At 34.8% G+C, this 12363-nt stretch carries 9 protein-coding genes; 6 read left to right on the plus strand and 3 right to left on the minus strand.

Annotated elements, in window-relative coordinates; all coding sequences use genetic code 11:
• Positions 1–52 precede the first annotated feature (52 nt).
• Positions 53–379, plus strand: coding sequence for a DMT family transporter (locus BD847_RS12045; RefSeq protein WP_026728926.1), 327 nt, complete (start codon positions 53–55; stop codon positions 377–379).
• Positions 380–673: 294 nt separating this feature from the next.
• On the opposite strand, the gene BD847_RS12050 is transcribed toward BD847_RS12045, so the two are convergent.
• Positions 674–1714: a ligand-binding sensor domain-containing protein gene (locus tag BD847_RS12050; RefSeq protein WP_115888523.1), complete on the minus strand. Its 1041-nt coding sequence runs from the start codon at positions 1712–1714 to the stop codon at positions 674–676.
• A 110-nt stretch (positions 1715–1824) separates the two neighbouring features.
• On the opposite strand from BD847_RS12050, the gene BD847_RS12055 reads away from it, so the two are divergent.
• Positions 1825–2712 (plus strand): winged helix-turn-helix domain-containing protein, encoded by an 888-nt coding sequence (locus BD847_RS12055; RefSeq protein ID WP_115888524.1) that lies wholly within the window; start codon positions 1825–1827, stop codon positions 2710–2712.
• A gap of 136 nt (positions 2713–2848) precedes the next feature.
• Positions 2849–3295, plus strand: a complete 447-nt coding sequence (locus BD847_RS12060) for a GNAT family N-acetyltransferase (protein WP_115888525.1) — start codon at positions 2849–2851, stop codon at positions 3293–3295.
• A gap of 3 nt (positions 3296–3298) precedes the next feature.
• Here BD847_RS12060 and BD847_RS12065 read toward each other — a convergent pair whose 3' ends face one another.
• Entirely contained in the window at positions 3299–4162 is an 864-nt protein-coding gene (locus BD847_RS12065; protein WP_115888526.1) for a LysR family transcriptional regulator, read from the minus strand.
• 63 nt (positions 4163–4225) lie between these two features.
• Between BD847_RS12065 and BD847_RS12070 the strand changes: the two genes are divergently transcribed.
• The gene (locus BD847_RS12070; protein WP_115888527.1) at positions 4226–4747 is read left to right on the plus strand and encodes a GNAT family N-acetyltransferase; all 522 of its coding nucleotides are present in this window, start codon (positions 4226–4228) and stop codon (positions 4745–4747) included.
• Between the two features lie 14 nt (positions 4748–4761).
• Positions 4762–5649: a DMT family transporter gene (locus BD847_RS12075; RefSeq protein ID WP_115888528.1), complete on the plus strand. Its 888-nt coding sequence runs from the start codon at positions 4762–4764 to the stop codon at positions 5647–5649.
• A 63-nt stretch (positions 5650–5712) separates the two neighbouring features.
• Here the strand turns inward: BD847_RS12075 and BD847_RS12080 are convergent, their stop codons facing one another.
• A complete protein-coding gene (locus BD847_RS12080) occupies positions 5713–7908 on the minus strand; it encodes an alpha-galactosidase (protein WP_115888529.1) in 2196 nt (731 codons plus the stop codon).
• Positions 7909–9161: 1253 nt separating this feature from the next.
• On the opposite strand from BD847_RS12080, the gene BD847_RS12085 reads away from it, so the two are divergent.
• Positions 9162–12344, plus strand: coding sequence for a SusC/RagA family TonB-linked outer membrane protein (locus BD847_RS12085; protein ID WP_115888530.1), 3183 nt, complete (start codon positions 9162–9164; stop codon positions 12342–12344).
• Positions 12345–12363: the final 19 nt, after the last annotated feature.

Raw genomic sequence — 12363 nt, forward strand, 5'->3', positions numbered from 1 at the left:
AAATTATTTCTGATTTCGATAAAAGAACTTTGCAGCATAAAATTTTAACTATATGAACTGGATTATTTTAATCATCGCGGGTCTATTTGAAGTAGCCTTCGCATCATGTCTTGGAAAAGCAAAAGCAACAACTGGTACTGAAATGTACTATTGGTATATTGGTTTCTTCATTTCCTTAACTGTAAGTATGCTTTTATTAATGAAAGCAACAGAAACACTTCCGTTAGGAACTGCTTATGCCGTTTGGACAGGAATTGGTGCAGTAGGAACTGTGCTTGTTGGAATTTTCGTTTTTAAAGAACCTGCAGCTTTCTGGAGATTGTTTTTCTTAGCAACTTTGGTAGGTTCTATTGTTGGTTTAAAGGCAGTTTCGCATTAAAAAAGTAGTTTTCAAATAATGCAAAGAAAATGTCTCAAATGACAGCTTCTTTGCATCATAAAATATTTATAAAATTTATTTTATCTGTAAAAACCCCATTGGGGTGAGATATTTATAGAATTACAACAAGACAAATAAAAAAAGCTCCGGAGGAGCGACATATCAAGCTGTAGAGAAAATATGTCGCTCCTCCGGAGCTTTATGTTGTAAACCTTTATAATTTGCTATAAATATTTCGCTTCTCCGAAGCTTGCAAAAAAGGAGTTATTCTTTTAAGACAATCTCTTTTTTATTTTAAAAAGCTGTAAAAGTCTTCCCATCATAACGATACACACCATTCAGAGATCCAACCCAAATACTTCCATCTTTCGCTTCCAGAATTCCACAAAGCATTCCCATTCTTTTTAGTGATAATATTTCTGTAACCTTTGGATTTTTATCGTATAAAGATTCCTGATCATAACGGGAAAGCGCCCAATAGCCATTCGGTTTTACAGAACCCGTTGTCCAAATATTTCCTTTTTTATCTTGTAGCAAAATCGAAGTCCCTTTCTCTGATACTTTTGTATAGGTATTGCCATCATAACGCCAAAGACCAAATTCAAGAACCAAAGTATCACCCTTCACGCCTCTTCTGTCTTTGAGTATGGAACCACCAAACCAAATATTGCCTTTTCTATCTTCGATTATACTCCAAACATTGTGAAAAGGTTTACCGCCTTTTTTTGGGAAAACGGTAAAAGTTTTTCCGTCATAGAAACAAGGTTCTTCTCTGGTGCCAAACCATACTTTTCCTGTGCTGTCTTCCATAATAGAAGTAACATCATTATTGGAAAGTCCGTCTTTAGTTGTAAAATTCCGAAAAGATTTTCCATCATAACGGCTTGCTCCACCGCCAGTAGCAAACCAAATATTACCCGCCCTATCTTCATAAATAGATGCAACCCTATTACTCGCAAGTCCTTCGCGAGTTGTAAAATGCTGAAAAGTTTTTTTATTGTAATAATAAACTCCCGAATCTTTAGAAGCGAACCAAAGATTTCCTTTTCGATCTTCCAGCACCTCCCAAAAGCTTGGTGATTTTATCTTACTTGTTAGATTGGTGAACGATTTTCCATCGTATCGAAAAACGCCTTTGAAAGACGCAATCAGAATATTTCCTTTGCTATCTTGCTTTATATTTCTCACCATACCCATAGGTCCATAAGGTGAAACCGTGTCTTTGATTTTCGCGTTGCTAATTTCTATTTGTTGGTTTGTCTGATTCGAATCTTTACAAGAAATAAAAAAAACAAACATCAGAAACAAGGTGTAAAGTGGTGCGTATCGCTTCATATTTTATTAATTTTCAAAGTTGTTTCAGCAAAATTACTTTGATCTTTTTCGATTGAAAGGATTTGAATTGTAAATAAAATTGTAAACTTTGTAAATAAACTATTGACACTATGCTTTCTAGCCAAAATATTCTGCCAAAGAAATACAAATACCTGTTTGGATTGATAACACTCGTGTTTATCGCTTTAATCTGCGTAGCTTTCAATGGAAATGACAATGAAGATTTTGATAGTGCCAAAAGGGAAGTTTTGCTCCGAAGCATCGGACATGAATTACTTTTACATTCTGGTGACAGTATATCAAGAGTTCTTCCTGTAAAAAAGATTGCTGAAAATGAATACGAAATCCAGTTTGAAAAGAATTTCTCTTTTCAACCGGAAGTTTTGGTTAAAACTGTCGGGAATTATTTGGCTAAAGACCCGCTCACAACAGATTATGTTGTTCGTGTTCTTAATTCAGGCAACGCCAAAGTAGTTTATGGATTCACCATATCCAAAAGTAAAAAAGATAACAATGTTCCTTGCGTAAGACGAATACAACCTAAAGCTAATTATAGCATCAACATTAAATTCAAACCATCAAATATAAGTGTTGCCCAAAACAAATATATTCTAGGAGGATTGCCGCTTTTAGTAGTTGTAGGTTTTGTTTTTTTTAAATCGGTTAAGTCACGAAAACCGCTATCTGACGAGGAAAGTGATTTAATAGCATTAGGAAAAATACTGTTCGATGTAAAAAATCGAAAACTGATGATAGACGATAAAATAATAGAACTAACAGGAACCGAATTGCGTCTACTGCATATTTTTTCCCTTTCTCCTAATAAAAATATAGAACGAAGCCGGCTTCAAAAAGAGATTTGGGAAGATGAAGGCATCATTGTCGGACGTAGTCTGGATATGTTTATCTCAAAACTTAGAAAAAAATTGGAAGTTGATCCTAACGTTAATATTGTTGTAGTGCGTAGTAAAGGATATAAACTTGAAATTAGCGCTTAGACATTTTTCTTCTTCTTTTACAAAGTTACATCACAAAACCATTAATGCGTTTTTAGCATCACATGATAAAAAAACAGCATTTTATATCATTATTCAGGCTTTTATCTTTGTTAAAAATTAAAGCAGAAATTTAAAAATGATATTTAGCCATTCCATTAAATCTTTTGATGAATTAACCAATCACGAAATGTATAATATGCTTCGTTTAAGAAGCGATGTTTTTGTGGTCGAACAAAATTGTCCTTATCTTGATTTGGATAATAAAGATCAAAAAAGTTTTCATCTTTTATATTATGTAGATAATGAGTTGGCAGGTGTAACACGTTTACTTCCTGGCGGTTTATCCTATAATGAAATTTCAATTGGAAGAGTTGTAATCGCAAGATCGCATCGCGGATTAGGTTTAGGAGTAAAACTAATGGAAGCGTCAATTGCGGGCTGCGAAGAAAAGTTTGGAAAAGCGCCAATACGGATTAGTGCGCAATATCATTTATCCAAATTCTATCAATCCTTGGGATTTGTAGAACACGGCGAAGTTTATGATGAAGATGGAATTCCGCATATCGAAATGTTGCGAGCTTAAATTTTACGGAATAATCAATTTCAAAACATTAGCCAAAACTGGGTTATGATCTTCGGTTCTCCAATTGATGTACAAATCGGTTTCCATTGGCAGTTTGATAAAACGAATTCCTGAAATTTCATGAAAAAGATACGAATCGGGCAAAATTGCGATTCCGAGTCCTTTTCGGACTAAAGCTATAATGGCTGAACCAAATTCGGAATGAAGATAAACTTCCGGAGCATTCTCAAATGAATTGAACAATCGCTGAATCAAATCACTGTAACTACTGCCTTCGTCATTGGTTGGCAATATGAACTTTTGAGTAGCAAGGGTTTCTTTGGTAAGATCTTCGGGTGTTTGATACGGATGATCCGCCGGAACAACAAGCGCCAAGTGATCGGAATGTATTTTTTGAGACTGAATGTCTTTGGCATTATTGATATCTCTGGTAATGGCCAGATCGATTTTATAATTTCTCAGAAAATCTTGCTGATTCTCGTAAAGAACCTGAACCAGTTTGATTTTAAGTTTTGGAAAAGCATCAGAAATACGGGACAAAATCTCAGGCATAAGAGAAGCCGAAATAGAATCAGGATGAGAAATGGTAATCGTACCACTTTCTCCCAACTGAATCTGACGGGCAGATTGGTGAATAAATTCGAGTTTACTCATTTCAACTTCCCATTTTTCTTTTAAGAATTGGCCGGCAGCTGTGAGTTTGACATTACGCTTATTACGTTCAAACAATTGAACGCCAAGCTGATTTTCGAGCGACTGAATCTGGCGGCTCAATGCAGACTGTGTGATATTCATTTTTCCGGCTGTATTCCAGAAATGAAGTTCACGCGATAGTGCCAAAAAATATTTAATTTGCTGTAAATCCATTGATGCAATTTACGCATTTATCAAGAATAAAAAACAGGTTTTAATGCATTAAAAAAGACAATCATGAATTCTTTAAAAATAATAAAAGCAACTTTTACAGATGTCGAAAAACTTCAAAAAATTGGAAGACAAACTTTTTCGGAAACATTTGCTGACGTAAACAGCGAAGAAAATATGAAGAAATATCTGGACGAAAGTTTTGCTTTAGAAAAACTGACATCGGAATTAAAAAACGTTTCATCGCACTTTTATCTGGCAGAACTTAATGACCAAATTATTGGTTATCTAAAATTAAACACAGGAGACGCTCAAACTGAAAATCAAGACCAAAATGCTTTGGAAATCGAACGAATTTATGTCGTAAAAGATTTTCATGGTAAAAAAGTCGCACAGGCATTATACGCTCAGGCAGAACAAACTGCAGAAGAATTAAAAGCAACTTACATGTGGCTTGGTGTATGGGAAAAGAATTTGCGAGCTGTAAGCTTTTATACTAAAAATGGTTTTGTACAATTTGACACTCATATTTTTAGATTAGGAGATGACGAACAAACCGATTTAATGATGAAAAAAATCTTGATTTAAAACACGATTTCAAAATGGAAAGAAGACAGCTTTTATTGTTTTTATTAATTCTTGGTACGGCATTTTGGGGAGTTTCTTACTCGATTACCAAAATGGCAATTGGCGATTATTCACTAAACATTTTTTTATTTTATCGCTTCTTGCTAGCAGTATTGGTATTGAGTATTATATTTTGGAAATATGTAAAAAACATCAATCGGGAAGCTATTAAGACAGGTTTTATTCTAGCTGTTCCAATGTTTTTAGGCATTCAATTACAAACTGTTGGACTTAAATATACAGATGCTTCTCAATGCTCATTTATTGCTGGATTAACCGTTATTATAATTCCATTATTAAAACTGGCACTTTACAAAACCAATGCTTCGCTAAAAATCTGGATTGCCGCTTTGACGGCTTTAACTGGCTTATTTATTATTGCAATTCAAGATAAATTTACCATAAACTTTGGCGATTTATTTACAATTGCAGGAGCCTTTGCCTTTGCAGTTTATTTAATTACTGTTGAAAAACATTCGGCTGCGAAAAACTTATTGTATTCCATTGTTCCAATGTTTGCATTTTGTGCACTTTTTACTTTTTTAATTGCGTTAACAGACCGTTCATCAGAATGGTTTCCTCAAAATAATACGTTTTGGATGGGCGTAATTTATTGTGCTTTGTTTTCTACAGCTTTTATGTACACTGTTTCAAATATTTCGCAGCGTTATTTATCGGCAGAACGTGTTGCGGTTATTTATTTGTTTGAGCCTGTTTTTGGAGCTATCGGAGCGTTTTTTATTTTAGGAGAAAACCTTTCCTGGCGATTGCTTTTGGGTGGAACTCTGATTTTCTCGGCAACTATTATTTCCGAAGTTAATTTTAAAAGTGAAAAAATCAAGCTTTTTCGACGAAATGTCTAAAGCTAAAAATACAAAAGCCACTCAGATTGAGTGGCTTTTTGATATCATTTCAAATCACTGATTTTATAGTGCCGTAATTTCGAGAACAACGCTAGATTCTACGCTAGAAGAAGAAACTCCAAGCCCAACATTCATTAAAAAATCGCCTGTATAAGATTCACCTGATCCTTCGACCGATTTCTTTGCTTCCGGCATTAAGTTTATTTCTTCAACTTTATACTTTTTGTTTGGATCTAAGCCCTGAAAACGCACTGCATTGTATTGCGGGTCATACAACGGATGAAGTGTATAAGAGAATAAAACAGCTTTACTTTTTGTTTCATCAACATACATCAAAACGGCTCTGCTATCTTCATATGGAGAAATCAGTCGATACATATCGCCATGCCAGATTACATTGCTTAATCGTTTATAATTGGCAACTGCCTCCTGACAATATTTCAATTCTTTTTCTTTTAGCTCTTTTACATTAATATCAAAACCAAGCTTTCCCATCATGGCAACATCTGTTTTAAACTTGATAGATTGATTGCCCCATGATGTTACGTGATTGCAAATCGCCAAAGCTGGAAAAAACTGCGAATATCCCCATTGAATAAAAACTCTGTTGTAAGGATCTGTATTGTCGCTTGCCCAAAACTCCGTAAAATATTTCAGCAAACCATAATCTGTTCTTCCTCCACCTCCGGCGCAAAGCATCATTGGTAAATTTGGATATTTGGCTTTTATACGATCTAAAACTTTATACAAACCGTTTGTATATTCAATAAACAAATGCGATTGCTGATTTTTTAAATAAGTCGAATACGCATTTGTCATCATTCGGTTACAATCCCATTTAAAAAAGGCTACACCAGAATTGGTCTGCATAATATCATCTACAACTTTAAAAACAAAATCCTGCACTTGCGGATTGCTTAAATCCAAAACCAATTGCGAACGATAATAACTTTCAGGTCGGTTAGGAAGTTTTAAAACCCAGTCCGGATGTTTCTCGTACAATTCACTTTTCGGATTTACCATTTCCGGTTCAATCCAGATTCCAAATTTTACACCGGTTTTATCTGCTTCCTGCATTAAAAAACCTAAACCATTAGGCAATTTCGTTTTTGTGGTTTGCCAGTCACCCAAACCAGATTTGTCTCCGCTTCTTGGGTATTTATTTCCAAACCAGCCATCATCCAATAAAAACATATCGACACCTAATGTTTTTGAATCGGCGAACATTTCTGTCAATTTCTTTTCATCAAAATTAAAGTATGTTGTTTCCCAATTGTTTAATAAAGTCAAACGTGATTTTTCGCCATCTTTAACTCCGTACTTTCTCGCCCAAGCATGCAGGTTTCTACTTGCCTGACCTTTTCCTTTATTGGTAAAAGTGTAAATAAACGATGGTGTTGTAAATGTTTTTCCTGACGGAAGACTGTATTCAGATGCAAAAGGATTTATTCCTGAACTAATTCGGAGTGAATTTTTATTATCCAATTCAAAAGCGAACTTAAAATTCCCTGACCATGCCATTGTTCCGGCAACAAGTTCACCTGTATTTTCATCGGCTTTATTGTTTAAAGAAAGGAAGAAAACTGGCGTTTGATACATATTGGTACGAACTCCTAATTTTGAATCAATCACTTTTGTTCCGCTGGTTAATTCACTTTCCTGCATGCGAACTTCCTTCGCCCAATCGCCATGAAATTGTGTCAACCAATAATGATCGGCATCAAAATGCAACATTGATGATGCATAATTATACAACATAACCGGTTTCTTTTCCTGATGCTGAATTTCGGTCCACTGCTCAATTACATTTTCATTAAAGAACGCTTTAAAATGCAGCGTTACTTCCACAGGATAAACTGCATCTTTTAGTTTTACAATAGTTTCGGTCGTATTAGCATCTTTTTTTTCTGTACGATGGCTTACATAAACCAGTTCCAAAGACGGATTTCCATCTGTATGCGTCATTCGAATTGCAGGTTCAAATAAGTTTTCGGTTCCGTATGTCGGATAAGCCAGATGTCTCAAATTCACTAACGGATTCCCATCATTAATCACAAATGATTTCGAACTTTCTTTAGACAATGCATTATAACCCGACGCATCCAGTTTTGCACCAAAATAGGACTGGTAAAGCAAACCGTTTTTTCCTGCTTTCAGTATTAATGCAGAATTCTGGGTTTCAATTTTAATAGGCTCTTCCTGCGCACTAGCTTTCCAACTGAGCGTTGTCAGGAATACTATAAATAGCAACTTTTTCATAAAAATTTATTTAGTAACAATAAGTGGTTTCATTTTACAACTCTAAAATATTTCCATTTTGGACGCTTTTTTTCAGTAGAAAATTAAATTGTTTTTCTACCCAAATTTGATATCGGAAAATTATAACGTCTTGCAGACGCCATACAATCAAACCACAAGAATGAAATTCATTTTATAATACAATAAAAACAAGTACCTATATATAATTGTATCCTTCATAGTAAAAGTGGTATGTAAGCTCAATTCAAACCATTGCCATGAAAAAATGAAATTCAAAAATAAAACAATCCCAATCTACAATACTACTTGTACCTACCGGTTTTTTTCCGAATACTGCAAAAAGGAACTTAATATGATGAAAATAATTCAAACTCAAAATCTTTTATCAGTACTTAAAATCCCTCTTCATTTTATTAAAATCTAAATGAAATATCTATTAAAATTCCTCAACGCTTATTTTTTCTCATAAAACGAGTGCGCTATAATTTTAAAATTTTAATCTGAAATGCTTCATGAGCAAAATTCCCATTTCAGTTAAAACTTTTTTGCAAAAACCTACCAGTAGTATAAATCGATTGAGAACGCTTTGAAGTACTTTGTATAGCGCTTTTCAAATTTTGAAAAAACACTTCTTAAAGTTTTCTTTTATAAAAATTCTCTCTGTTTTTTCAATTCTGATATTTTATTAACTGAAAATCCACTTTAAGCTTAAAAAAAGCGAAAATATAAGACAGTTTAGTCTTACATATCTATAAAAAATGCAGACTGGTATGGTCGAAAAAGGAATATGTGGACAAAAACAAGCAAAAAATGCAAAAATCCAATTCTGATACTATATTACCCACTTTCAAAAACGAGTCATTCTTTCTTAAAAAAAAATGAAATAGATTCTACATTTTAAAACGTTGCATTTTTACTTGGGATGGCGAGAAATGTATTTTTTACACATCGTCAGAAAATACATCTACTTAACAAAATAGTAGCAAAATTCTTTTTTATGCATATATTATCCACTTAAATTTTCATATTATTTAAAAATCAATTAAAATTTTACACATATCGCAAAAAACTGGTAGGGACTGGTATGGGGTGATTTAGAAACATTTATACTTTTGGATTTCACATTTATCTCTTTTTTCATAACAATCTGCAGAGGCTCAAATGCAAATTGTTCTTTCAAAATAGAAACAAGGAATAAAATCAAAACCACAAAAAACTAATTGATTACTAACAAAAACCACTTTTCAAAAATCATGAAACCATTAACCAAAAACAAACCAACAAATGATTGGCTTAGTTTAGAAATCTGGAAAGTTACCAAACTAACTTCCGGGTTTCTAATTGCTATGTCCTTACAAGTTTCTGTCGCAGCAGAAATGAAAGACACAAAATTTTCTTTGAAATTAAACCACAACACCGTTTCTGAAAATGCATTGTACACGGTACAAAAAACGATCAAAGGAAGAGTTACAGGCACAAAAGGAGAACCGCTTCCGGGTGTAAACATTCAGGTAAAAGGAACCAAAATAGCCGTAACAACAGACTTTGACGGAAATTTTACTATTGACGCTCCCGACTCCAATAGTATTTTGATTGTTTCGTATACCGGATTTGTTACTAAAGAAATCCCGGCTTCAGAAGCAATGAATATTCAGCTTGAAGAACAAAATCAGACATTGAGCGAAGTAGTTGTCGTTGGTTATGGAACTCAGAAAAAAGGTTCTACAACAGGTGCAATTGCTTCGATTAAAGGTGGCGTTTTAACGCAAAATGCATCGGCAAACGTATCAAACGGAATTGCCGGACGTATGTCTGGAGTTATTGCCAACAACCGTTCAGGAAGACCGGGAGATGACAGTTCAAGTCTTTTAATCCGCGGTTTCAATTCATTTGGAGGAGGAACCAGCCCACTTGTAGTTGTAGACGGAATTCCGGATCGTGACCTAAACCGAATAAATCCGGATGATATCGAATCGGTTACTGTTTTGAAAGATGCATCGGCTGCAATTTATGGGGTTCGATCTGCAAATGGAGTAATTTTGGTTACAACCAAAAGAGGAAAAGTTGGAAAACCAACCATCAAAATCGATGGTTCATATGGTATTCAGCAATTAACCCGAATGGATCAAAGAGTTAATTCATGGGAATACATGACGTATTACAATGAATTAAATGCCCACAAAGGAACAACACTTCCTTACACTCAGGAAGAAATAGACAAATACAAAGCCGGAAACGATCCTAACTATACCAGTACGAACTGGCTCAAACAAGTTTATAGAAAAGACGCGCCACAAGCAAATGTCTCGCTTTCTGTAAATGGAGGAAATGATCAGGTTAAATATTTCTTTTCAGGCCAGTATTTAAATCAGGAAAGTAATCTTAGAACGAGCGACGAGCGATACAGACAGTTCAATTTAAGATCGAATATTGATGTTAATATTTCGTCTAACTTGAAAGTCAATCTTGACATTGCAACACGAAAAGAAGACAGAAACTATCCGGCCGTAAGCATTGGAAGCATTATGCACGAAACGGTGAGTATGTATCCTTTTATCCCGGCGTATTGGAAAAATGGTTATCCTTCGTCTGGTATTTCAAACGGAAGAAACCCAATTTTAATGTCATCTTCTGCCGCTGGTTATGATAAAGTGATCAACTTAATTGTGAATCCAAAAATAGGATTTGACCTGAAATTACCAAAAATTACGGAAGGATTATCTCTTAACGGATATGCCGCTTTTGATTACAATGTACGTAGTGAGAAAAAATTCACTAAACCTTGGGATGCCTATTCTTACGACAAAACAAACGATAGTTACAACAACGTAAAAAATAGTACAAGCATCACGAGCGTTATGCAGGATGAACAAATTACGAATCAAAATACTTATTTCATAAAATTAGCCTACGATCGTAAATTCAATAAACATGGGTTTAATGCCTTTGTAGGATATGAGCAAACTACAACTGATAAAACTGAAACTTATGCTTATAGAAGAGATTTGTTAAGCGATCAATTGGATCAGATTTTTACGGGAAGTACAAAAGGACAAAACGCAACCGGAAGTGCTTATCAGGACGGAAGGGAAAGTTATTTGGGAAGATTGGCTTATAACTTTGACAATAAATATTTTGCAGAAGTTTCTGCCCGTTATAACGGATCTTTCAACTTTCCTTCTTCAACACGTTGGGGAATGTTCCCTGCGGTTTCTGCAGGCTGGAAAATATCTGAAGAAGACTTTTTCAAAAACAACATCAAAGCAATTGATCAACTAAAAATTAGAGCTTCCTGGGGGAAAATGGGTAATGATGATATGAGAAGCGACGGTCAGTTGAACCAATATCTTTTCTTAACCAGATATCAGTTAATTACGAATCAACAGCTTTATAGTTATTTTGGATCAGATTATACGTTGAACAACAGTATTTATCTTTCGTCTACTCCTAACCCAAATATTACGTGGGAAGTACAAGATTCAAAAAACATCGGTTTTGACTTTGCCTTCTTAAACAATAAACTAACAGCAACTTTTGATTATTTCAGCAATAAAAGATCTGATATTTTAACGGCTAGAAATGCGTCGGTGCCATTGTACACAGGATTAGCACTTCCAAAAGAAAACATTGGTGAAACGGTAAACAGAGGTACGGACTGGTCTGTAAATTATGCAGATAACGGTCACGCTGTTAAATACAGCGTCGGACTTAATTTTACTTATGCACAAAGTGAAGTTCTTTTCCGTGATGAAGCTTCTAATATTCCGGCGTGGCAAAAATCTACAGGAAGAGCAATTGATTCCTGGCTGGTTTATCAAACAAACGGTATTTACCGCACACAAGCCGAAGTGGACAGTTCTCCTCATTTTGAAGGAGCAAAACCTGGTGATCTTTGGGTAAAAGATGTCGATGATGATGGCAGTATTACTTCTAATGATAAAGTGAGAATTCCGCAATCGGCTACGCCAAAAATTGCTTACGGAATCCCAATGCGAGCGGAATACAAAGGTTTCTCAATTGATATGTTATGGACAGGTCAGGGAAAAGCAAAACAAATGATTCTTCCGCAAGCGCAAGGAGCAATTGTAGCGCCACCAACATGGTTGTATAACGATCGATTTACAGCAGACAATCCAGATTCGAAATATCCGGTTGCTTTCAATGATTCTGATCCTAGAAATAATATTCCGGCCGATTTCTGGCTAAGAGATGCTTCTTTCTTCCGATTAAAATCTTTAGAAGTATCTTATATTTTACCGGAAAATGTACTTGCCAAATATGGTGTTTCAAATGTTAGATTTTATGCCGGAGGAACGAATTTGTTCTCTATTGATCACATGAAACAGTACAATCTGGATCCTGAGACCAACAATACTACCGGAGTAAATTATCCGCAAACGCGTATCTATAGAATTGGTGTAAGTATTGAATTATAATAATGCCACAAAAAACAAG

The organism is Flavobacterium cutihirudinis, from assembly GCF_003385895.1.
In the GTDB taxonomy this organism is placed as follows: Bacteria; Bacteroidota; Bacteroidia; order Flavobacteriales; family Flavobacteriaceae; genus Flavobacterium; species Flavobacterium cutihirudinis.